The 21,403-nt window shown below is 72.8% G+C and carries 20 protein-coding genes and 2 pseudogenes; 19 read left to right on the top strand and 3 right to left on the bottom strand.

Annotated elements, in window-relative coordinates:
- Positions 1–136: 136 nt before the first annotated feature.
- The 4 genes and pseudogenes from QIS99_RS11485 to QIS99_RS11475 all read left to right on the top strand — a co-directional run bounded on the left by QIS99_RS11485 (position 137) and on the right by QIS99_RS11475 (position 2,626).
- The gene (locus tag QIS99_RS11485; protein ID WP_282513068.1) at positions 137–1,342 is read left to right on the top strand and encodes a glycerophosphodiester phosphodiesterase; all 1,206 of its coding nucleotides are present in this window, start codon (positions 137–139) and stop codon (positions 1,340–1,342) included.
- A gap of 101 nt (positions 1,343–1,443) precedes the next feature.
- Positions 1,444–1,926, top strand: coding sequence for an RNA polymerase sigma factor (locus QIS99_RS11480; RefSeq protein ID WP_282513183.1), 483 nt, complete (start codon positions 1,444–1,446; stop codon positions 1,924–1,926).
- Between the two features lie 6 nt (positions 1,927–1,932).
- Positions 1,933–2,070, top strand: a pseudogene (locus QIS99_RS32425) (sigma-70 family RNA polymerase sigma factor); the annotation flags it as partial.
- A 49-nt stretch (positions 2,071–2,119) separates the two neighbouring features.
- Positions 2,120–2,626: a GNAT family N-acetyltransferase gene (locus tag QIS99_RS11475; RefSeq protein ID WP_282513066.1), complete on the top strand. Its 507-nt coding sequence runs from the start codon at positions 2,120–2,122 to the stop codon at positions 2,624–2,626.
- Between the two features lie 48 nt (positions 2,627–2,674).
- On the opposite strand, the gene QIS99_RS11470 is transcribed toward QIS99_RS11475, so the two are convergent.
- Positions 2,675–3,091 carry a hypothetical protein gene (locus tag QIS99_RS11470; protein ID WP_282513182.1) on the bottom strand — a complete coding sequence of 139 codons (417 nt, stop codon included), beginning with the start codon at positions 3,089–3,091 and terminating at the stop codon, positions 2,675–2,677.
- Position 3,092: 1 nt separating this feature from the next.
- Positions 3,093–3,452 carry a hypothetical protein gene (locus tag QIS99_RS11465; RefSeq protein ID WP_282513064.1) on the bottom strand — a complete coding sequence of 120 codons (360 nt, stop codon included), beginning with the start codon at positions 3,450–3,452 and terminating at the stop codon, positions 3,093–3,095.
- 130 nt (positions 3,453–3,582) lie between these two features.
- Between QIS99_RS11465 and QIS99_RS11460 the strand changes: the two genes are divergently transcribed.
- The 11 genes and pseudogenes from QIS99_RS11460 to QIS99_RS32420 all read left to right on the top strand — a co-directional run bounded on the left by QIS99_RS11460 (position 3,583) and on the right by QIS99_RS32420 (position 17,494).
- On the top strand, positions 3,583–4,230 hold the full coding sequence (locus tag QIS99_RS11460) for an HAD-IA family hydrolase (protein ID WP_282513062.1): 648 nt from the start codon (positions 3,583–3,585) through the stop codon (positions 4,228–4,230).
- Positions 4,231–4,633: 403 nt separating this feature from the next.
- Positions 4,634–5,698: a methionine ABC transporter ATP-binding protein gene (locus QIS99_RS11455; protein WP_282513060.1), complete on the top strand. Its 1,065-nt coding sequence runs from the start codon at positions 4,634–4,636 to the stop codon at positions 5,696–5,698.
- The gene (locus QIS99_RS11450) at positions 5,695–6,456 is read left to right on the top strand and encodes a methionine ABC transporter permease (RefSeq protein ID WP_282513058.1); all 762 of its coding nucleotides are present in this window, start codon (positions 5,695–5,697) and stop codon (positions 6,454–6,456) included. The genes QIS99_RS11455 and QIS99_RS11450 overlap by 4 nt, the downstream gene beginning before the upstream one ends.
- A 99-nt stretch (positions 6,457–6,555) precedes the next feature.
- The gene (locus tag QIS99_RS11445; RefSeq protein WP_282513056.1) at positions 6,556–7,383 is read left to right on the top strand and encodes a MetQ/NlpA family ABC transporter substrate-binding protein; all 828 of its coding nucleotides are present in this window, start codon (positions 6,556–6,558) and stop codon (positions 7,381–7,383) included.
- Positions 7,384–7,421: 38 nt separating this feature from the next.
- On the top strand, positions 7,422–8,264 hold the full coding sequence (locus tag QIS99_RS11440; RefSeq protein ID WP_282513054.1) for a MetQ/NlpA family ABC transporter substrate-binding protein: 843 nt from the start codon (positions 7,422–7,424) through the stop codon (positions 8,262–8,264).
- A gap of 166 nt (positions 8,265–8,430) precedes the next feature.
- The gene (locus QIS99_RS11435) at positions 8,431–9,078 is read left to right on the top strand and encodes a GNAT family N-acetyltransferase (protein ID WP_282513052.1); all 648 of its coding nucleotides are present in this window, start codon (positions 8,431–8,433) and stop codon (positions 9,076–9,078) included.
- Between the two features lie 133 nt (positions 9,079–9,211).
- Entirely contained in the window at positions 9,212–10,429 is a 1,218-nt protein-coding gene (gene cbiE, locus QIS99_RS11430) for a precorrin-6y C5,15-methyltransferase (decarboxylating) subunit CbiE (RefSeq protein ID WP_282513050.1), read from the top strand.
- Between the two features lie 376 nt (positions 10,430–10,805).
- A complete protein-coding gene (cobT, locus tag QIS99_RS11425; protein ID WP_282513048.1) occupies positions 10,806–14,660 on the top strand; it encodes a nicotinate-nucleotide--dimethylbenzimidazole phosphoribosyltransferase in 3,855 nt (1,284 codons plus the stop codon).
- 181 nt (positions 14,661–14,841) lie between these two features.
- The gene (cobA, locus tag QIS99_RS11420) at positions 14,842–16,083 is read left to right on the top strand and encodes a uroporphyrinogen-III C-methyltransferase (protein WP_282513046.1); all 1,242 of its coding nucleotides are present in this window, start codon (positions 14,842–14,844) and stop codon (positions 16,081–16,083) included.
- A gap of 63 nt (positions 16,084–16,146) precedes the next feature.
- A complete protein-coding gene (locus QIS99_RS11415) occupies positions 16,147–16,965 on the top strand; it encodes a TrmH family RNA methyltransferase (RefSeq protein ID WP_282513044.1) in 819 nt (272 codons plus the stop codon).
- 24 nt (positions 16,966–16,989) lie between these two features.
- Positions 16,990–17,494 (top strand): annotated as a pseudogene (locus tag QIS99_RS32420) (YxiG-like protein).
- Here QIS99_RS32420 and QIS99_RS11400 read toward each other — a convergent pair.
- On the bottom strand, positions 17,491–18,837 hold the full coding sequence (locus tag QIS99_RS11400) for a serine/threonine-protein kinase (protein ID WP_282513038.1): 1,347 nt from the start codon (positions 18,835–18,837) through the stop codon (positions 17,491–17,493). The pseudogene QIS99_RS32420 and the gene QIS99_RS11400 sit on opposite strands and share 4 nt — an antisense overlap.
- A gap of 217 nt (positions 18,838–19,054) precedes the next feature.
- Here QIS99_RS11400 and QIS99_RS11395 point away from each other — a divergent pair, with 217 nt between their 5' ends.
- From QIS99_RS11395 to QIS99_RS11380, 4 genes are all read left to right on the top strand, one after another.
- Positions 19,055–19,294, top strand: coding sequence for a hypothetical protein (locus QIS99_RS11395; RefSeq protein WP_282513036.1), 240 nt, complete (start codon positions 19,055–19,057; stop codon positions 19,292–19,294).
- A gap of 235 nt (positions 19,295–19,529) precedes the next feature.
- On the top strand, positions 19,530–19,736 hold the full coding sequence (locus QIS99_RS11390) for a hypothetical protein (RefSeq protein WP_282513034.1): 207 nt from the start codon (positions 19,530–19,532) through the stop codon (positions 19,734–19,736).
- A 287-nt stretch (positions 19,737–20,023) separates the two neighbouring features.
- Positions 20,024–20,980: a phosphotransferase family protein gene (locus QIS99_RS11385; protein ID WP_282513032.1), complete on the top strand. Its 957-nt coding sequence runs from the start codon at positions 20,024–20,026 to the stop codon at positions 20,978–20,980.
- Positions 20,981–21,050: 70 nt separating this feature from the next.
- A complete protein-coding gene (locus QIS99_RS11380) occupies positions 21,051–21,356 on the top strand; it encodes a TFIIB-type zinc ribbon-containing protein (RefSeq protein WP_282513030.1) in 306 nt (101 codons plus the stop codon).
- Positions 21,357–21,403 lie beyond the last annotated feature (47 nt).

The raw sequence follows: 21,403 nt of genomic DNA, 5'->3' as shown, positions 1-21,403 counted from the left end.
CACACACTGTTGATCTCTGTTGGCTCTCCGTTGGCCGTTGCTTGGTGCTAGGGGCTCCCTTCCGTCATCTGACGGGCCCTAACATCTGCCCGTCAGTCCGACGGATGCGTGCACACGACTAGCGCGAGGAGCGCATATGAGCCACGGCAAGCAGGGCCGGCAGGAGCAGCGGGACACGGCGGCGGGGCGGCAGCCGGGCACGGGCGGCCCCGGCCGGCGCTCCCTGCTCGGCGCCGCGGTGCTCGGCGCGGGCGGGGCGGCCCTCGGCCTGTCCGGCACGGCGAGAGCCGACGACGGCAGGGGCGGCTCGGGCGGCCGCGGCGTCGACTCGCTGCCGGTCCCGACGGTCGTCGCGCACCGCGGCGCCAGCGGCTACCGGCCCGAGCACACGCTCGGCTCGTACCAACTCGCCCTCGACATGGGCGCGCACGTCATCGAGCAGGACCTGGTGCCGACCAGGGACGGGCATCTCGTATGCCGTCACGAGAACGACATCACCGGGACGACGGACGTCGCGGCCCACCCCGAGTTCGCGGACCGCAAGACCACGAAGTCCGTCGACGGGAAGTCCCTGACCGGCTGGTTCACCGAGGACTTCACGCTCGCCGAGCTGAAGACGCTGCGCGCCGAGGAGCGCATCCCGCAGCACCGTCAGGAGAACACGGTCTACGACGGCCGCTGGGAGGTGCCCACCCTCGAAGAGGTGCTGCGCTGGGCCGAGAAGGAAGGCCAGAAGCGGGGCCGCCCGGTGTGGCTGCACATCGAGACCAAGCACCCCACGTACTTCCGGAAGCTCGGCCTCGGCCTGGAGGAGCCCCTCGCCAAGCTGCTCCGCGCGTACGGGCGGCACCGGGAGCACTCCCCGAACTTCGTCCAGTCCTTCGAGCCGAGCAGCATGGAGCGCATGAGCAGGCTCATCGACGGGCCGCGCGTCGTGCTCCTCTCCCGCGCGTCCAGCCGCCCCTGGGACTTCGTGGAGTCCGGCGACCCGCGCACCGTCGCCGACCTGGTCAAGCCCGAGGGCCTGAAGTGGATCGCCTCGTACGCCCAGGGCATCGGCCCCACGCTCGACCTGGTCATCCCGCGCGACGCGGAGGGCCGCCTCACCGAGCCCACGACCCTGGTCCGCGACGCCCACGCGGAGAACCTGCTCCTGCACCCCTACACGATGCGCAACGAGAACACCTTCCTCCCCGTGGACTACCGCAAGGGCACGGACCCCCACGCCTACGGCGACGTCTTCGGCGCCCTCAAGACGTACTTCGCCACCGGCATCGACGGAATCTTCTCGGACAACCCGGACACGGCGTTGCTGGCGGCGGCGGACTTCGTCAACGAGTAGGCGGACACGGTCCTTTGAGGTGAGCGTGCACCGTCCCGGCAACCCGGTGCCGGGACGGTGACGTCACGAGCGGCGTGATCACCCCGACCGCGGAACACCTGATGGCCACCCTCCGCCCCCTGCTGACTGCCGAAGCGGCCGCGGAGGCGCCGGCCATCGGCGTGGACCCCGGGGACCTGGAACAGGCTGTATGGCTGAGGCTCTTGGAGCACATCGGCCGGATCGGTCCACCGGCGGACCCGGAGGGCTGGCTGCGCGACGCAGTGCACGCGGAAGTGTGCAGGGCGGAGTGGGGTGCGCTGCGGGAGCGGGCGTACCGAGGTGAGCCGGCGACGCCCGCCGACAACTGGCCCGAACAGTTCCTGCTCCGAGCCGAACGCCACCGCCTCCTGTGGAACGCCGTGCGACGGCTGCCCCGGAGCTGCGCCGGCCTGCTGAGCGCCGTGCTCTCGCCGAGAGACCTCACGTACGGAGAGATCGCGACAGAGCTGGGCATCTCTCAGGGCAGCGTGGGCCCGGAACGGGCCCGGTGTCTGGAGCGGCTGCGGCAGGTGCTTGCCGCGGCGGAGTGCGAGGGAGAGTGAAGGGGCCCGGAGCGTCCCTCGTACCGAGAAATCCCAGGGAAGTTGGGTATCTCACAAGGCAGTTTGGGGCTGGAGCGTTCCCTGTGCCTGGGATGGCTGCGCAGAATGCTCGCGGAGGTTGCGGCACCCGGACTGTTGGGGAAAGGTGCGAACAACGGCAACCGGCGGACAGGTGAGCGGGAGGCGTGCGCACATGGGCATGAGCGTGACCATCTCAGCGGCGGAGACTCAGGACGCCGAGCAGATTCTGAAACTGCAGTACCTCTGCTACCAGAGCGAGGCCGAGCTGTACGGCGACTACTCGATCGAGCCGCTGACCCAGCCGCTCGACTCGCTGCGGGCCGAACTGGACGCGGGCTGCGTCCTCGTGGCCCGGCTCGGCGCGGAGGTCGTCGCCTCGGTACGCGGCGGGGTCGACGCCGACGGCACGGCCCGGATCGACAAGCTGATCGTGCACCCGCGGATGCAGCGCCACGGCCTCGGCGGCCGGCTGCTGCTCGCGATCGAGGAGCGCCTCGCCCTCGCGGGCGCCGTCAAGAGCTTCCAGCTGTTCTCCGGTCACCGCAGCGAGAACAACCTGCAGTTGTACCGCAAGCACGGCTACGCCCCCGTCGGCACCCGGCAGGTCAACGACCGCCTCACCCTGGTGACCCTCGCCAAGGACGCCGCCGACCCCGCCGCGTACGCCACCAGCGCCTGACGCGCGCGGAGCACGTGAGCTGCCGAGGGGGCCGGTGCCCTCGGCAGCTCAGGCCGCGGTCTTCGCCTCCGTACGAGCCCTGCGCAGCCAGAACAGCGCCGTCACCGGCAGCAGCACCGGGATGAACAGATAGCCCATCCCGAAGTCCGACCACACCGTGGCGTCCGGGAAGGCCGAGGGCTCCGCAAGCGTCCAGGCGCCGACGACCACCACACCCACCAGCTCCGCCGCACAGCACGCGAGCGCCGCCCGCCGGGCCGTCTCACCGCCGCGCACCAGGGTGTACGTGATGAACGCGTAGACCAGCGCGGCAAGGAGCGACAGCGCGTACGCGAGCGGGGCACGGTCGAACTCCGTGGAGATCTGGTAGACCGAGCGCGACAGCGCGCCGACCACCATCACGCCGTACAGCCAGACGAGCAGCAGGCCCGGGCCCTTGATCAGCCGTGTGCGTTCGCCGGCCATCTCAGCCACCCCAGATGTCGTAGAGCCGTACCTGAAGGACCGCGAGGACCACACCGGCCGCCGCGACCGTGATCGAACCCCAGCGGGTGCGCTCGGCGAGCGAGAGGAAACCCGCCGCCGGGACGCACGCGGCCGAACCGAGCAGATAGGCCACGAAGATCACCGTGCCCTGCTCCGGCTCCTGGCCGCGCGCCAACTGCACGACACCCACGACGAGTTGGACCACGGCGAGCAGCGTCACCACGGCCATGCCGATGAAGTGCCAGTCCTTGGTGGGCTGGTCGCGGTAGGCCGCGAAGCCGCACCACGCGCCGAGCAGCAGGGCGGCCACGGCGGTCGCGACCGTCAGGGCAGAGAGCATGCCGAGACCCTAATACGGGGCGAAAGTCCCCCCGCGCCCGGCCCGGGGTCCCGCCCGGAGGGCCGGGGTCCCGCCCGGAGGGCCGGGGGCCCTGCATCCGGATGCGTCCCTTCCGCTTACGCTCGACGGCATGAAGATCCAGGCCGAGGCCCTCCTTTTCGACAACGACGGCACGCTGATCTCCTCCATGGAGTCCGTCCACCGCTGCTGGCGCCGCTGGGCCGAGGAGTACGGGATCGCCGCCGAGGACTTCGAGCGGGTCGAGCTGCACGGCCGCCCCGCCGTCGAGATCATCGCCGAGCTGCTGCCCGAGGAGCGGATACCGGGCGCCCTGCAGCGGATCGAGCAGCTGGAGGTCGAGGATGTGGCCGGTGGCGTCGTCCTGCTTCCCGGCACCAAGGAACTCCTCTCCTCGCTGCCGCGCGAGTGCTGGGCCGTCGTCACCTCCGCCACCCGCCCCCTCGCCGAGGCCCGGCTGCGCGAGGTCGGCGTCGACTTCCCCGCGCTTGTCGCCGCCGACGACATCACCCGCGGCAAGCCCGACCCCGAGCCCTTCCTGCTCGCCGCCGCGAAGCTGGGCGTCGACCCGGCCCGCTGCGTGGTCTTCGAGGACGCGCCCGCGGGGCTCCGGTCGGGCCGCGCCGCCGGCATGACGACCGTGGCGTTGACCACAACACACACCGCCGACGAGCTCTCCGCCGACGCCGTCGTACCCGACCTCTCGGCGGTGTCCGCGCAGGCCATCGAGGGTGGCGTCGAGATCGTCACCGTCGGCTGAGCCCGCGCGGACCGTCCGGACAGCGGTCTGGCGCGTTCCGCTATTCGGACGGCGCTGATCGGCTCGTACGCCTGTCTGCTTTACTGGTCCGCATGACCACGACGAGCTACCGCAGCCCTGCGACCGAGGCGAACGCAACGCCCGGTGCTCGTTGTATGTGTCGAATGTGCGCCATCTGAGGGCCCCCGCACCCCCGCCTCGCGCCCCGAAGCGAGCCCGTGAGCCGTGTCCGCGCACCATCCCCGAGCGGAACGAGCCCCGCCCCGCACCCGCGTTGCTTCCGGTTCCCCCGTGCCTCGTGCCCCGTACGAGAACCGTGCCCGGCTTGTGAAGACTTCCGAAGAAGAATGCCCCGTGCCCGGCGCGCACCCCGCGCCCGCACTCGACAGTGACGGAAACCCCAGTGATCACCACTTCCGGCCTGACCAAGGTCTACCGCTCACGCGGTCGTGAAGTAACCGCACTCGACGGCGTCGATCTGCACGTGCGCGAGGGGGAGGTGTACGGCGTCATCGGCCAGTCCGGCGCCGGCAAGTCCTCGCTGATCCGCTGCGTCAACCTCCTCGAACGCCCCACCTCCGGCACCGTGACGGTCGACGGCGTCGACCTCACCGCGCTCGCCGGACGCGGCCAGCGCGCGGGCAAGGAACTGCGCCGGGCCCGCAGCCGCATCGGCATGGTCTTCCAGCACTTCAACCTGCTGTCCTCGCGGACCGTGCAGGACAACGTCGAACTCCCCCTGGAGATCCTCGGCATCAGCGGCCGCGAGCGCTCCCGCAAGGCCCTCGAACTCCTCGACCTCGTCGGCCTCACCGACAAGGCCAAGAGCTACCCGGCCCAGCTCTCCGGCGGCCAGAAGCAGCGCGTCGGCATCGCCCGCGCCCTGGCCGGCGACCCGAAGGTGCTGCTCTCCGACGAGGCCACCAGCGCCCTCGACCCGGAGACGACCCGCTCGATCCTGACGCTCCTTCGCGACCTCAACCAGCAGCTCGGCCTGACCGTCCTGCTCATCACGCACGAGATGGACGTCGTCAAGACCGTCTGCGACTCGGCCGCCCTGATGGAGCGCGGGCAGATCGTCGAGTCCGGCACCGTCGGCGAACTCCTCGCCACCCCCGGCTCCGAGCTCGCCGCCGCGCTCTTCCCGGTCAGCGGCGAGGCCTCCGGCGACGACCGCACCGTCGTCGACCTCACCTTCCACGGGGAGACGACCACCGAGCCGGTCATCTCGCAGCTCTCCCGTACGTACAACATCGACATCTCGATCCTGGGCGCCGCGATGGACACCGTCGGCGGGCGCCAGGTCGGCCGGATGCGGATCGAACTGCCCGGCCGCTTCGAGGAGAACGTCGTCCCCATCGGCTTCCTGCGCGAGCAGGGGCTCCAGGTCGACGTGGCAGACGTGGCAGGACGTGCGGACCTCAGCTCGGGTGAGCCGCAGCTCGTGAAGGAAGGTGTCGCCAAGTGACCTGGTCTCAGATGCAGCCCCTGCTGGTGCAGGCCTGTCTCGACACCTTCTACATGGTGGGCTGGTCCACGCTCATCGCCGTCGTCGGCGGACTGCCGCTCGGTGTGCTGCTCGTCCTCACGGACAAGGGCGGACTGCTGCAGAACACCCTCGTGAACAAGGTCATCGGGCAGGTCGTGAACGTCGCCCGCTCGATGCCCTTCATCATCCTGATGGTCGCCCTGATGGGCTTCACGCGCGCCGTCGTCGGCACCACCATCGGCGTCGAGGCCGCGATCGTGCCGCTCGCCGTGGGCGCCATCCCGTTCTTCGCGCGCCTGGTCGAGACGGCGGTACGCGAAGTCGACCACGGGCTCGTCGAGGCCGTGCAGTCGATGGGCGGCAACACCTGGACCGTCGTACGCAAGGTCCTCGTGCCCGAGTCGCTGCCCTCGCTGATCTCGGCGACCACCACCACGATCGTCGCGCTGATCGGCTACTCCGCGATGGCCGGCACGGTCGGCGCGGGCGGTCTCGGCGACATCGCCATCCGCTACGGCTACCAGCGGTTCGAGTCCAGCCTGATGTGGATCACCGTCGCGGTGCTCGCCGTCGTCATCTCGGTCATCCAGTTCGCCGGTGACAGCGGCGCCCGGGTCCTGCACCGCCGTGCGGGCAAGGGCGGCGAACCGCTCCGCTTCCGCGCCCTGACCGGTCTGCTGACGCGCGGCCCGGTCCCCGCCGAGGCGACCGCGACCGCCGACGCCAAGACCGGCTGAACCCGCTCACCCCTGCCTTCCCGCCCCTTGCCTGCCCGTCCCCCTGCCTCCCCGTCCCACCCCGGCGGGGTGCACCACCCATGGAGAAAGGCACTTTTCGTGCGTAACACCACCAAGATCACCGCAGCTGTCCTCGCCACCGGCGCCCTCACCCTCGGACTGACCGCCTGCGGCGGCGGCGAGGGCGAGAAGGCCAAGGCCTCCGACCCGCTGGTCGTCGCCGCGACCCCCGTGCCGCACGCCGAGATCCTGAACTACATCAAGGACAACCTGGCCGCGAAGGAAGACCTCAAGCTGGAGGTCAAGGAGTTCACGGACTACGTCCAGCCGAACCAGGCCACCGAGGACGGCTCCGTCACCGCCAACTACTTCCAGACCCAGCCGTACCTTGAGGACTTCAACAAGAAGAACGGCACCCACCTCACGTCCGTCGCCACCGTCCACCTGGAGCCGCTCGGCCTCTACTCCGAGAAGCTCAAGAAGGCCGACGACCTGAAGAAGGGCGCCACCATCGCCCTCCCCAACGACGCCGACAACGAGAGCCGCGCCCTGCGCTTCCTCGCCGCCAACGACCTCATCACCCTGAAGAAGGGCTCCGAGGCCACCGCGACCCTGCAGGACATCGCGAAGAACCCGAAGGACCTCCAGTTCAAGGAGGTCGAGGCCGCCCAGACCCCGCGCTCCCTCCAGGACGTCGACGCCGCGGTCATCAACGGCAACTACGCCATCGGCGCCGACCTCAAGCCGGCCAAGGACGCGCTGTTCCTGGAGACCACCAAGGGCAACGACTACAACAACGTCCTCGCCGTGAAGGAAGGCTCCGAGGACGACCCGCGCGTGAAGAAGCTCGCCAAGCTGCTCACCTCGCCCGAGGTCAAGAAGTTCATCGAGGACAAGTACGCCGGCTCCGTCCTGCCCTCCTTCTGAGTCCTGACTGAGTTCTCAGCAGAGAGCACGGAACCGTCATGCGCACCCGCACCCGCACCCTGCCCGCAGCCGCCGCCGGCGCCGCAGCCCTCGTGCTCGGCCTGACGGCCTGCGGCGCGGGCGGACCGGGCTCCGGCGCCGACGACAAGGGCGGCCCGCTCGTCGTCGGCGCCACCCCGACCCCGGCCGGCGAAGTCCTCACGTACGTACAGCAGAAGCTGGCGAAGAAGGCCGGACTCGACCTGGAGATCAAGGAGTTCACGGACTACGTCCTGCCGAACACCGCGCTCCAGGACGGCACCCTCGGCGCCAACCTGTACCAGCACAAGCCCTACCTGGACGACTTCAACCAGTCCAAGGGCACCACCCTGAGCGCGGTCACCGAGGTGTACCTGCCGCCCATGGGCCTCTACTCGGAGAAGGCCGAGGAGCCCGGCGACCTGAAGAAGGGCGCCACCGTCGCCCTGCCCAACGACATCACCAACGAGGGCCGGGCGCTCGAACTCCTCGCCTCCGAGGGCCTGATCGAGCTCAAGAAGGGCACGGGCGCCGACGCGACCCCCGAGGACATCGCGAAGAACCCCAGGCGGCTCCGCTTCAAGGAGATGGAACCGGCCCAGCTGCCGCGCTCGTTGAAGGACGTCGACGCGGCGATCGTCAACAACAACTACGCGCTCGACGCCGGGCTCAGCCCCAGGAAGGACGCCATCCTCCTGGAGTCCGTCAAGGACAACCCGTACAACAACGTCCTCGCCGTCCGGAAGGGGGACGAGGACGACCCGCGGGTCAAGAAGCTCGCGAAACTGCTCACTTCGCCCGAGGTGAAGAAGTTCATCGAGGAGAAGTACCAGGGCTCGGTCCTGCCGGTCACCGGCGACTGACCGACCCTCACGAAGACAGGGCCTAGCACGGGGTCCGCACCTGCCAAGGTGCGGACCCCGTGGTGCAGTTCGGTGGGTGCATGCTGCATGCTGGGCACTTCGGCAGCCGGGATCGGCGGCAGACCAGCAGGGTTTGGCAGCAGACCAGCAGTGACGGAGCGGCACGATGACGACGGCCAACTCGATGTTCCCGGACATCTCCATCAGCACGGAACGCCTCGTGCTGCGCCCGTTCGAGGAAGCCGACATCGACGGCCTCACCGAGATGATGAACGACGAGCACGTCGTCGCCTGGACCACCGCCCCCCACCCCTACACCGAGGCCGACGCCCGCGCCTGGGTCACCCGCCTCGCCCCCGCCGAGCGCACCGAGGGCCGCGGCATCGTCTTCGCCGTCACCGAGTTCCTCACCCAGCGCCTCGTCGGCATGGTGCACCTGCAGCACACCGACTGGCGCGTCCGCTCCTGCGAGATCGCGTACGTCGTCGCCCCCTGGGCCCGCGGCGAGGGATACGCCTCCGAGGCCGCGCTCGCCGTCACCCAGTGGCTCTTCCGCGACCAGGGCTTCGAACGCCTCGAACTGCGCACCGCCGCCGACAACGTCGCGTCCCAGCAGGTCGCCCAGAAGGTCGGCTGCATCAGCGAGGGCATCCTGCGGGGCGCCTGCATAGCGCGTACGAGAGACGAGAACGGCGCCTTGAGCGACACCCGCACCGACCTGATCGTCTGGAGCCTGCTGCCCGAGGACGTCGACGGCATCGCCGACCAGCTGGCCGAGGCCGCCGGTTACACCGCGTTCTCCGAGTGGAACTGAACCGCTCGCAGCTCTGCCTCCACCGGCCCGACCCTCCCCGGCCCCACCAGGTACGCTCACCAAGCCCGCCCCGTCCCTTCACGACCGGCGGCCCCACTGACGATCTGCGAGAACCCCCAGGAGACTGACGACGATGGCCGACCGGGTCACGGTGATCGGCTGGGACGGCTCGCCCCTGACGGACGCGGCGCGCGCCGCACTCGGCGCCGCGACCCTGGTGGCGGGCGCCGCCCACCACCTGGCACTGCCCGAGGTCCCCGCGGGCGCCGAACGCATCCGGCTCGGCAGCGTCTCCCTCGCCGCCCGCCGCATCGCCGGCCACCGCGGCACCGCCGTCGTCCTCGCCGACGGCGACCCCGGCTTCTTCGGCGTCGTACGCACCCTGCGCGCCCCCGAACACGGCCTGGAGGTCGAGGTCGTGCCCGCCGTCTCCTCCGTCGCCCAGGCCTTCGCCCGCGCCGGCATGCCCTGGGACGACGCCCAGATCGTTGTTGCCCAGAGCCGCACCCTGCGCCGCGCGGTCAATGTGTGCCGCGCCCACACCAAGGTTGCCGTCCTCACCTCGCCGGGCGCCGGACCCGCCGAACTCGCCCTGCTCCTGCAGGGGGTGCACCGCACCTTCGTGGTCTGCGAGGAGCTCGGCACCGACCGCGAGCGTGTCTCCGTGCTCACCTCCGACAAGGCCGCCGACGTCGCCTGGCGCGACCCCAACGTCGTCATCGTCATCGGCGGACCCGCCGGCCAGGACCAGGCCTGGATCGCCGGCCGCGACCCGTCCGCCCGCCCCCGCGGCTGGGCCCTGCCGGCCTCCTCGTACGGGCAGGAGCGCCTGGGCGAGGGCGAGAACGACCGGCTCCGCGCGGCCCAACTCGCCCGCCTGGGACCGCGCGTGGGCGACCTCGTCTGGGACATCGGCTGCGGCAGCGGCGCCTTCGCCGTCGAGGCCGCCCGGTTCGGCGCCGCCGTCATCGCCGTCGACAGGGACATCACCGCCTGCGCCCGCACCGACCGGGCCGCCCGCCGCTTCGGCGCCGAGCTCCAGGTCCTGCGCGGCTCCGCCCCGCACGTACTGGAGGACCTGCCCGAACCCGACGTCGTCCGCGTCGGGGGCGGTGGCGCGGCCGTGGTCTCCGCCGTCGCCGACCGCAGACCCGCCCGGATCGTCACGCACGCCGCCACCCGTGACGAGGCCGAGCTGATCGGCCGTGACCTCACCGAGCACGGCTACGCGGTGGAGTGCGCGCTGCTGCAGAGCGTCGAACTCGATACGCGTGCCTGGACGGAACGCGAACGCGCGGTCGCCTTCCTGATCTGCGGAGAGTCGGAAGCCCGCGGCGAGTCGCCCCGCTGACGAGAGTGACCGGGTGGTATCGCGCCCCGTGACCGTACGGCCCCGCCGCGCGCGGTAGGCTGGCCGATCGCTGTACTGCTCCCGGACGTTCGTCGGTTCGTACGTCAATGTCCGGTACACGTGCCCGGTTTGAGGTGTGTGCGGTACGGCGTGGATCGGAGGACGCGCGACGTGGCGTAGTCCACAGCGGGCCGTGGCGGATCTTGGCGACACGGCGGTGGTCCGACCGCGAGAATGCCTGAGGCGTCAGCACGCCGAGGGTGGCACGCGGCCGTTCCGTGCCGCGCGGCGCGCACGCTCGTTCTTGTCCATGGGCGGTTGCCGCCGTCACGGGCGAGCCGGCCGAAGGAGAACGACCGATGGGCGAGGGGTACGCATGACCGACACCGGCCAGGTTCCGGGCGAGGGACTGCCGGAGGACGCAGGCACGGTGGACCAGCCGGGCGTTCCCGCACCCGGCGCGTACACCTACCTCGACCCCGCCGCCGCCCCCGCCGAGGACGACGACCTGCTCTTCATGCCGGGCCCGCAGGGCGCCTGGACCGAGGGGCAGCCGGGCCCCCAGGGCGCCTGGACCGAGGGCCAGCCGATCCAGCCCGGTCAGCCGATCCAGCCGGGATACGGGCCGGAGGGCGCGGGGTACGAACAGGGCGCGGTGGCAGCCGAGTCGGCGCCGGTCGAGTCGGTTCCGGTCGAGTCGGTTCCCGTGGGACCGGCCCCGGTGGAGCCGGTTCCGGTCGAGTCGATCTCGTACGAGCAGGCCCCCGTCGTGACGGGTGCGCAGGCGCCGCCCGCGCAGGGTGTCGCGGCGCCGGCCGTGGCGTACGGGGCTCAGCAGGCGTACGAGCAGCAGCCCGCGGCGGCCGAGCAGTACCAGGCCGTGCCGCAGGAGGCCGTGGCCCATGTGCCCGGCGCACATGAGATGTCCGGCCGCGACAGCGGTTCGGTGAACGTCGCCGACGTACGACAGTCCGGCGCCCCGGCGCCGCAGCACGGCGGTACGCACGGTGGCGGGCAGCCGTCCGCGGCGGCGCAGTCCCACGGCAACGGCCGCCGCCCGCTGCACATGGGCCCGCCGACCCCCGCCACCGTGAGCCCGGTCCGCTCCCTCGCCGACCGCGGCCCGGCCACCGCGACCCCGCCGCACCCGGTCCAGGTGCAGGCCGCACCGGACTCCGGGCAGACGCTCGCGGGTCCCGAGTACCTGGACGTGCCCCGCGCCGAGAACGGCGTGCCGCAGTCGCCGCAGCTCGGTGAGGTCCCGCTCCAGGGCGCGGTGCCGTGGTCCCCGCAGCCGCCGGAGCCGCCGCAGCCGGGGCCGGAGGGCGCCGCACCCGTTCCCGGTGCAGAAACGGTCGTCCCTGAAGCGTCAACAGGTCCTGGAGAGCTGCCTGTTGAGACGCGGCAGCCGGTCGGCGAGTTCGTCCCGGTGGAGGGCTCGATCCCGTCCACCCCGCACCTCGCCCCGACCCCGCCTCAGCCGCTGCGCATCCCTCAGGAGGAGCTGCCCGTCGAGGAGGCGCCCGTCGAGGAGGCGGCACCGGCGGAGGCGGCAGCCCCGGTCGGGGACGCGGCGCCTGCCGACGGGAACCCGGAGACAGCAGCCCCGGTCCCCGCCCCCCGCGACGGCGAGAACGCGGAGCCGGACGCGGCCGCCACCCCCCAGCACGTGCACGAAGCGGAAGCCGAGCCAGAGATCAAGACCGAGCCCACCCCCGAGCAGCCCACCCCCGAGCAGCCCGCAGCCGAACAGTCCGAGCCTGGCCCCGTGCAGGCCGAGGCCGCCCCAGACGCGGCAGCCGAGCCGCAGCCCGTGCCCGTACGCGTACCCGAGGCGCAGCCCGAGCCCGTCGCCGTCGGCCCGCAGCCCGAGCAGGCTCCCGCGCCTGAACAGCAGGCCGAAGCGGTCGAGGCCACGGACATCAACGAACTCGTCGAGGTCACCGAGGCCGACGAGCCCGCAGCCGAGACGCAGCCCGCAGCCGAGACGCAGCCCACCGCCGAGCCGCAGCCCGAGGCCGTGCCCGCCGAGACCCCCGCGGCCGCGACCCCTGCGGCCGAGACCCCCGAGCCGCAGGCCCCCACGCCCGCAACCGAAACAGACCCGCAGGCCGAGCGGGCCGAGCAGGCCGAGCAGCCCGAGCCGGTCGAAGCGCCCCAGCAGCCCGTGGAAGCCCAGCAGCCCGTGGACGCCCACGAGGCCGAGAAGGCCCCGGCGCCCGAGGACGCGGCCGAGGTCACGGCCGGGACCGGAGCGCCCGAGCAGCCCGAGCAGCCCGAGCAGCCCGAGCAGCCCGAGCACCGCGGTGAACCCGAGGCGCCCGAAGCTGCCGAACAGCCCACTGCCGCCGAAGCCCTGGAAGCCCTGGAAGCCCTCGAAGCCCCGGCAGCGGCAACCACCCCCGAGCCACAGGCCCAGGCCGACCAGATCCCGGCCGAAAAGACCCCCGAGGCCCCCGTCGAAGCCCCCGTCGAAGCCCCCGTCGAAGCCCCCGCCGGAGCCCCCGCCCCCGGCTACGACGACGCCGAGCGCGAGGCCGTGCTGCGCGTGATGCGCGAGCGCCGTGACATCCGCAACGGCTTCCGCAGTGACCCGATCCCGCACGAGGTGCTGCTCCGCGTCCTGGAGGCGGCCCACACCGCGCCGTCCGTCGGCCACTCCCAGCCCTGGGACTTCGTCGTCATCCGCTCCGCCGAGACCCGGCAGACGATGCACGAACTGGCCACGCGCCAGCGCGAGGCGTACGCCAAGTCGCTGCCCAAGGGCCGCGCGAAGCAGTTCAAGGAACTGAAGATCGAGGCCATCCTCGACACCCCGGTGAACATCGTCGTCACCGCCGACCCCACCCGCGGCGGCCGCCACACCCTCGGCCGGCACACCCAGCCGCAGATGGCGCCGTATTCCTCCGCGCTCGCCGTCGAGAACCTGTGGCTCGCGGCCCGCGCCGAAGGGCTCGGCGTCGGCTGGGTCAGCTTCTTCGACGAGCGCGAGATGGTCCGTACGCTCGGCCTTCCCGAACACCTCGAAGTCGTCGCGTACTTGTGCGTCGGATACGTCGACGAGTTCCCGGACGAGCCCGAACTGATGCAGGCCGGCTGGTCCAAGCGCCGCCCGCTGTCGTGGGTCGTGCACGAGGAGACGTACGGCCGCCGCGCCCTGCCCGGCGAGGAGCCGCACGACCTGCTCGCCGAGACCGTCGCCAACATCCGCCCGCTCGACGCCAAGGCGCTCGGCGAGGCGTGGGAGCGGCAGAAGCGGATGACGAAGCCCGCGGGCGCGCTCGGCATGCTGGAGATCATCTCCGCGCAGCTGTCCGGGCTCTCCCGGATGTGCCCGCCGCCGATCCCGGAGCCCGCCGTGGTGGCGATCTTCGCGGGCGACCACGGCGTGCACGCCCAGGGCGTCACCCCCTGGCCGCAGGAGGTCACCGGCCAGATGGTCGCCAACTTCCTCGGCGGCGGCGCGGTCTGCAACGCGTTCGCCAACCAGGTCGGCGCCGAGGTCTGCATCGTCGACGTGGGCGTGGCCTCCGATCTGCCCGCGACGCCCGGCCTGCTGCCCCGCAAGGTCCGCGCGGGCACGGCCGACATGACGACCGGGCCCGCCCTCACCCGCGAGGAGGTCAAGGAGGCCGTCGAGGTCGGCATCGACACCGCCCGCGACCTCGTGGCCGCCGGTAACAAGGCGCTGCTCACCGGCGAGATGGGCATCGCCAACACCACCGCGTCCGCCGCCCTGATCTCGGTGTTCACGGGCGCCGACCCGGCCGAGGTGACCGGCCGCGGCACCGGAGTCAACGACGAGACCCTGGCCCGTAAGACCGATGTCGTACGCCGGGCCCTGGAGCTGCACAAGCCCGATCCGGCCGACCCGATCGGCGTCCTCGCGGCCATCGGCGGGCTCGAACACGCCGCCATGGTCGGGCTGTTGCTGGGCGGCGCCTCGCTGCGCACCCCGGTGATCCTGGACGGCGTGAGCGCCGGTGCGGCCGCCCTGGTCGCCCGCGCCATCGCCCCCGAGGTCCTCGCCGCCTGCATCGCCGGTCACCGCAGCGCCGAGCCCGGCCACGTGGCGGCGCTCAACAAGCTGGGCCTGCGCCCGCTCGTCGACCTCGACCTGCGCCTCGGCGAGGGCACCGGCGCCCTGCTCGCGCTCCCGGTCGTCCAGTCGGCGGCCCGCGCGATGCACGAGGTGGCGACGTTCGACTCGGCGGGCGTCACGGAGAAGTAGGGGCTCGCCCGGGCGGCGTCCCGGACAGCGGCGGGGAGGACCGCAAACCTCCCCGCCGCCGCACGCCGTACCCTGTACCCGCACCACGAATCCCCACGTCAGACCCGTGTCCCCACGTCAGACCCGTGCCGCTCCACCGCCGCAGCGGCGCACGCCCTCCGCCTGAGGAGCCGCACAGCACATGCCTGCACACCCCGCCTACCCCGTAGGACTCCGCCTCTCCGGCCGCCGCGTGGTCGTACTCGGCGGCGGTCAGGTCGCCCAGCGCCGCCTCCCGGCCCTGATCGCTGCGGGCGCCGACGTCCACCTCGTGTCGCCCTCCGCGACCCCCTCGGTCGAGGCGATGGCCGACACTGGCGAGATCACTTGGCATCGCCGCCCCTACGCGCCCGGCGACCTCGCCGACACCTGGTACGCGCTCATCGCGACCAGCGACCACGCCGCCAACGAGGCCGCCTCCGCCGAGGGCGAGGCGAACCGCGTCTGGTGCGTACGCTCCGACGACGCCGCCGCGGCGACCGCCTGGACCCCGGCAACCGGCCACTCCGACGGCGTCACCGTCGCCGTGCTCGGCGACTCCCCGGACCCGCGCCGCACCGCCGCCGTCCGCGACACGGTCGTCGAGGGCCTGCGCGACGGCACGCTCGTCGCCCCGCACCACCGCCCGCAGGCCGCGAGCGTCGCCCTCGTCGGCGGCGGCCCCGGCGACCCGGACCTGATCACGGTCCGCGGCCGCCGCCTCCTCGCCCAGGCCGACGTGGTCATCGCCGACCGGCTCGGCCCGCGCGACCTGCTGAGCGAACTCCCGCCGCACGTCGAGGTGATCGACGCGGCGAAGATCCCGTACGGCCGGTTCATGGCGCAGGAGGCGATCAACAACGCGCTGATCGAGCACGCCAAGGCCGGCAAGTCCGTCGTACGTCTGAAGGGCGGCGACCCGTTCGTCTTCGGGCGGGGCATGGAGGAGGCGCAGGCGCTCGCCGAGGTGGGCATCGCCTGCACGGTCGTGCCCGGCATCTCCAGCTCCATCAGCGTGCCGGGCGCGGCGGGCATCCCGGTCACGCACCGCGGCGTCGCGCACGAGTTCACCGTGGTCAGCGGGCATGTGGCGCCCGACGACGAGCGCTCCCTCGTCGACTGGGCGGCGCTCGCCCGGCTGCGCGGCACCCTCGTCGTCCTCATGGGCGTCGACAAGATCGGCAAGATCGCCGAGGCCCTGGTCGCGCACGGCCGTGCCCCCGAGACCCCCGTCGCCCTCGTCCAGGAGGGCACGACCGCGACCCAGCGCCGCGTCGACGCCACCCTGGCCACGGTCGGCGAGACGGTCAGGGCCGAGGACGTGCGGCCGCCCGCGGTCATCGTGATCGGCGAGGTCGTCGGCGTCGGAGCGCACCTCGCGGCGCCGCACACGCCCGATGTGTAACCTCGGGTAACTCTCTTCTCCCGAGCCGTTGGCACCACCCCTTGGACAAGGCAGTATCACCCTGTGGCTGATCTCATCACCGTCGACGACCCCGACGACCCGCGCCTGAGCGACTACATCGGCCTGACCGACGTGGAGCTGCGCCGCCGGCGCGAACCCGTCGAGGGCCTGTTCATCGCCGAGGGCGAGAAGGTCATCAGGCGCGCCCGGCACGCCGGTTACGAGATGCGCTCCATGCTGCTCTCGTCCAAGTGGGTCGATGTGATGCGCGACGTCATCGACGAGGTCCCGGCGCCCGTGTACGCGGTCAGCCCGGACCTCGCCGAGCGCGTCACCGGCTACCACGTGCACCGCGGCGCCCTCGCCTCGATGCAGCGCAAGCCGCTGCCGACCGCCGCCGAACTCCTCGCCGGCACCCGGCGGGTGGCCGTCATGGAGGCGGTCAACGACCACACCAACATCGGCGCGATCTTCCGCAGCGCCGCCGCCCTCGGCATCGACGCGGTCCTGCTCTCCCCGGACTGCGCCGACCCGCTGTACCGCCGCTCCGTCAAGGTGTCCATGGGCGCGGTCTTCTCCGTCCCGTACGCACGCCTCGACGCCTGGCCGAAGAGCCTGGAGCAGGTCCGCGAGGCGGGCTTCAAACTGCTCGCCCTCACCCCGGACGAGAAGGCCTCGACCCTCGACGACCTGGCTCCGCACCGCCTGGACCGGGTGGCCCTGATGCTCGGCGCGGAGGGCGACGGCCTCTCCCGGCAGGCCCTGATCGCGGCCGACGAATGGGTCCGCATCCCGATGGCCCACGACGTCGACTCCCTCAACGTCGGCGCGGCGGCGGCGGTCGCGTTCTACGCGGTGACGACGGGCCGACCCGAGAACTGAGGCCCCTGGGGAGGGGAGCGCAGCGTGGACACCGCAGTCCTGGAGCGGCTGCTCGACGACACCTTCGACCATGCCGTCGTGCACCACGGCTACACCACCTACCTGCGCGACTACGAGGTCGTCGTCCACGCCACCGCCGACCCCCGCAACCGGCATCGAACCGGCCTACCTGCGCTACCTGTTCCGCTACTGCGTCGAGGTCCACTGCAACTCGACGGTGACACCTGAGACCTGGGCCGTCTCCCCGGACGACCGCCTCACCGACCACGAAAGCGCCGCTGACCTCGACGGATACGTCTGGGGCGTGAACTGCCACAGCCTGTACCCCGGTGCGCGCCTGCTTCCCGAGCCGGAGGCCGCGCGCCGCTGGTCGCAGGCGCTGGGGATCGACTTCCACGAGGTGTGCATCGAGACCGACGCCCACCGGATCACGCTGCTCTTCTCGCAGCTGCAGGTGACCGAAGTCCCGGTCGAAGACGGCCCGTTCGTGACGGACCAGCGTCCCGCGAAGGTCAGGAGGACGGGCTAGCGTCCGGAGTCCACGGCCGCGGCACGCTCCGCCGGGGCGGCTCCGGGCTCCACCCGCTGCGCGACGCCGTCCCGTACGCCCGGCCCGTCCTGCAGGGAGATCCGCGGCAACCCCTGCGCGGGCCCTTGGCAGCCCTGTGCCGCCGCGATGCCCAGGGCGACCAGCAGCGTCACGACCACGAACACGATCAGCCGCTGCCGCAGCAGCCGCGGGTTGGCGGGGCCGCGGCGCCCGGTACCCGTCGCGCGCGGTGGGGCCGTACGCCCGCCGTTGCTGCGTGGCGCGGGCCTGCTGCCGGAACGCGCGCCCGTGCGAGAGGGCGACGTGCGCCGGCCCGTGCCGTTCGTCCGGGACGGCGGGGGAGTGGTGGGCGCCCGCCGGGTGCGCTGCGCGGCGTGGTCGGCGGCGCGGTCCGGGCGCGGCTCGGCGAGCCGGCCCGAGGAACGCTCCGTGGGCCGCTCGCCCGGACGGTCGGCGGTGCGCCGCGGCGCGGCCGGACGGGCGTCCACCGCACCGAGCCCCTGCGCCTCGCGGGCCGCGATCTCCTTGAGCCGCAGCGACAGTTGCAGCGTGCTCGGCCGTTCCTCCGGGTCCTTCGCCAGACACGCCCGCACCAGCGGAGCCAGCGCGTCCGGCACCCCGACGAGCTGCGCCTCCTCGTGCACCACGCGGTACAGCATCACCTCGGAACTCCCGTGCCCGAACGGCGAGTCACCCATCGCCGCGTACGCGAGCGTCGCGCCGAGCGAGAACACGTCCGTCGCCGGGGTCACCGCCGCCCCGCGCACCTGCTCGGGCGCGAGGAAGCCGGGCGAGCCGACGGCCGTACCGACGTGCGTGAGCGTCGAGGCGCCCGTCGCCCACGCGATGCCGAAGTCGATGATCCGTGGGCCTTTCGGGGACAGCAGGATGTTGGACGGCTTGAGGTCCCGGTGGACGACGCCCGCCTCGTGCACCGCGACCAGGCCCTCCGAGAGCGCGGAGCCCACGGCGGCCACCTCGGCGGCGGTCAACGGCCCGTCCTCGGCCACCTTGTCGTGCAGCGAGGGCCCGGGGACGTACTGGGTCGCGAACCACGGCCGGTCCGCCTCCAGGTCCGCGGCGACCAGCCGGGCCGTACAGCCGCCTCTGATCCGGCGCGCGGCGGACACCTCACGCGCGAACCGCGAGCGGAACTCCTGGTCCTCGGCCAGATCGGGCCGGATGACCTTCAGGGCGACCCGCTGCCCGCGCCGGTCGGAGCCGAGGTAGACGACGCCCATGCCGCCCGCGCCGAGCCGCCGGTGCAGCCGGAACGAGCCGACGACACGCGGATCCTCGCGCCGGAGCCGCATCATCGCCATCCGAATCCCTGCCGCCTCGTCGCCCGTTGCCCTGACCAATTGACGTGCCACAGCTTACGTTTCCGCGCCCGCGCGCGCTCAGAGGCCGCGCCTTCACGGCCCGGCCGATTGTCAGTGCCGGATGGGAAACTCGGAGCGTGGTCAGGAGAGTTGGCCGCCGGCGCCCACGCGCGCCCGGCGGGCATCAACGCACCGTCGCACAAGGGGGATTGACGCCATGAAGGGTGACCGAGTCGAGATAGTGGTCGACGCCGGCGACACGACACGGACGTACGAGGTGGTGGCGAGCCGGGCCGGGCGCCGGGTGGAGACCAGTGTCCGCAGGGGAGTGGTGGAAGTGAGCGAAGTCACGCGCAACGGCACCGCCGTGCGCACGGCCCGCTTCATGGCGGCCCGCGTCCTGGCCCTCGTCGAACACCCCGTCCCGCGCGAGGACACCTCCGAGACGACCGGCTGAGAACCGAACCGGGAGGCCGCCCCTCGGGGAAGACCCTGGGTCCCAGGGGCACCATCTCCACCCAGGGGAGTACGAAACACCGCCCGGAGTCATCCTGCGGGAGGCCCGGCAATCGGTACGAGGGCATGACGCCCGGGCCCGCGCCCGCCCCTAGATTTGAGGTCAAGCGGCGGGTGCAGCACTCGTCCCCCGAGGTCAAGCACCCGCCGCTGCCAGAGACGACAGGAGAGGGACCATGGCGGACACGGCAGCGCGGACAGTCGTCCGCACGCAGGGACGCAGGGCGTACGCCGCGTTCGGCGGCCGCCGGTCCGGCACCCGCCACCCCTTGGTGGCGGCGGCCATGGTGCTTCCCCTGGCGGCCCTGCTCGTAGTCGCCTTCGGCGGCTGGGAAGCGGTGGTCGTACAAGCGTCGTCCGTGGGCGCGATGCTGGGGCGCTGAGCGGCACCCCAGGCCCGGAAGAGCGGTCCGGGCGGGGACATCAGGCCAGGAAACCCCGTGGGGACGGGGGTGCGGCGGACGGCACCGAATGCCCGCGCAGCTGGGGAGCTGCGCGGGCATTTACCTGCCCGGGGACTTGCCCGGGAACCTGCCCGGGGGCCTGCCCGGGGACTTGTCCGAGGACCTGCCCGGGGACCTGGACGACCGGCCCGTAGGGCGGCGTAGGCTCGCAGCCCGGCGTGCACGCTCGACCGCGCGCCGACCAGGCGCACCACACAGGGGGATCCGTGACCACTTCCGTCATACGGGAGCTGACCGCCACGGCCAGGGCGGCGGCCCACGGCCCGTACGCGGAGTGCGCCTGCCCCGCCCGCCCCGCGGTCCTCGCCGACCGCGCCGACGGCACCGTCGTACGCCACGGCGGCACCGTCGCCAAGGCCCACGCCCCGGACGCCGACCGCGAAGGGCTCGCCGCCCGCCTGGCCGTCGCCGCGCACCCCGCCCTGGCCTCAGTGCTGCTCGCCCCGCTGGACCTCCCGGCCGCCGAACTCGACGGGCGCCCCGTCACGTGCTGGCCGCACGGCACCCCCGTCGACCCGGAGGCCCCGCAGGACGCGCCCTGGGAGGCGGCCGGCGCCCTCCTGGCCCGACTGCACGCCACCCCGGTCGAGGCGCTGCCCGGCCCCCTGCCCGAGATGCGCGGACCGCACAAGGCCGCCCTGGCCGTGGACCGGATGCGCCGCACCCGACCGCCCGAGGCCGTCGCCGCCGTCGTCGAGGGCGCCTGGTCGGCCCTGCCGCCCTGGGCCCGCGCCGAGTCCGCCCCGCCCGGTCCGCCGCACCTGTGCCACGGCGACCTGCACCTCGGCCAGCTCGTCCGGCACCCGGCCCCGCACGGCCCCTGGCACCTGATAGACGTCGACGACCTGGGCCTCGGCAACCCGGCCTGGGACCTGGCCCGCCCGGCCGCCTGGTACGCGGCAGGGCTGCTCGCCCCGGACGACTGGCTGCGTTTCATCGGCGCCTACGGGGCAGCGCACGGCCCGGCCGTCCCGTCCGACGCCGACCCCTGGCCCGTGCTGGACGTCCCCGCGCGCGCTCTCACCGTCCAGACCGCCGCCCTCGCCGTGGCCAAGGCGACCGCCGCCCGCCGCGAGCTCGACGAGGCGGAGCTGGCCCTCCTGGACGCCTGCGACCGGATGGCCGCCGTCCCGCCGGAGTTGCCCGCCGGGGCCGCCAAGTAGGGTTCCCACCAAGGCAACCGGGCACCGGCCCCGGTGAAGCAGTCCCGACCGGCGAGGAGTTGAGCCGACGATGCAGTGTCCCAAGTGCCGCGCACCCATGCAGACGTACAACCGCAACGGCGTCCAGATCGAGCAGTGCAACGGCTGCCGGGGGATCTTCCTCGACTACGGCGAGCTGGAGGCCCTGACCCGCCTGGAGTCGCAGTGGGCCCAGCAGGCGCCGCCCGCCGCACCCCCGGCCGCCCCGGCTCCCGCGCCCGCCCCGCAGGCCTACCCCGCCGCGCAGCCGCCGGCCTGGGGCGCCCCGCAGCCGGGCCACGGCCACCACGGCCACTACCGGCACCAGAGCTTCGGCCGGATGCTGTTCTCGTCCTGACGCTCGGGTGGGTCCGGGCACAACGCCCGGACCCACCGCTCCGTCGC

The organism is Streptomyces solicavernae (assembly GCF_029968095.1).
Classification (GTDB): domain Bacteria; phylum Actinomycetota; class Actinomycetes; order Streptomycetales; family Streptomycetaceae; genus Streptomyces; species Streptomyces solicavernae.
Note: the sequence above shows the minus strand (reverse complement) of the source record. Positions and strands in the feature narration are given on the sequence as shown.

Coding starts and splice junctions, on each gene's coding strand:
- QIS99_RS11395 (WP_282513036.1), top strand. CDS start 19,055: ATGAAGGGTGACCGAGTCGAGATAGTGGTCGACGCCGGCGACACGACA.
- cobT (WP_282513048.1), top strand. CDS start 10,806: ATGACCGACACCGGCCAGGTTCCGGGCGAGGGACTGCCGGAGGACGCA.
- cbiE (WP_282513050.1), top strand. CDS start 9,212: ATGGCCGACCGGGTCACGGTGATCGGCTGGGACGGCTCGCCCCTGACG.
- QIS99_RS11390 (WP_282513034.1), top strand. CDS start 19,530: ATGGCGGACACGGCAGCGCGGACAGTCGTCCGCACGCAGGGACGCAGG.
- QIS99_RS11485 (WP_282513068.1), top strand. CDS start 137: ATGAGCCACGGCAAGCAGGGCCGGCAGGAGCAGCGGGACACGGCGGCG.
- QIS99_RS11380 (WP_282513030.1), top strand. CDS start 21,051: ATGCAGTGTCCCAAGTGCCGCGCACCCATGCAGACGTACAACCGCAAC.
- QIS99_RS11470 (WP_282513182.1), bottom strand. CDS start 3,091: ATGGCCGGCGAACGCACACGGCTGATCAAGGGCCCGGGCCTGCTGCTC.
- QIS99_RS11400 (WP_282513038.1), bottom strand. CDS start 18,837: ATGGCGATGATGCGGCTCCGGCGCGAGGATCCGCGTGTCGTCGGCTCG.
- QIS99_RS11465 (WP_282513064.1), bottom strand. CDS start 3,452: ATGCTCTCTGCCCTGACGGTCGCGACCGCCGTGGCCGCCCTGCTGCTC.
- QIS99_RS11435 (WP_282513052.1), top strand. CDS start 8,431: ATGACGACGGCCAACTCGATGTTCCCGGACATCTCCATCAGCACGGAA.
- QIS99_RS11480 (WP_282513183.1), top strand. CDS start 1,444: ATGGCCACCCTCCGCCCCCTGCTGACTGCCGAAGCGGCCGCGGAGGCG.
- cobA (WP_282513046.1), top strand. CDS start 14,842: ATGCCTGCACACCCCGCCTACCCCGTAGGACTCCGCCTCTCCGGCCGC.
- QIS99_RS11460 (WP_282513062.1), top strand. CDS start 3,583: ATGAAGATCCAGGCCGAGGCCCTCCTTTTCGACAACGACGGCACGCTG.
- QIS99_RS11475 (WP_282513066.1), top strand. CDS start 2,120: ATGGGCATGAGCGTGACCATCTCAGCGGCGGAGACTCAGGACGCCGAG.
- QIS99_RS11440 (WP_282513054.1), top strand. CDS start 7,422: ATGCGCACCCGCACCCGCACCCTGCCCGCAGCCGCCGCCGGCGCCGCA.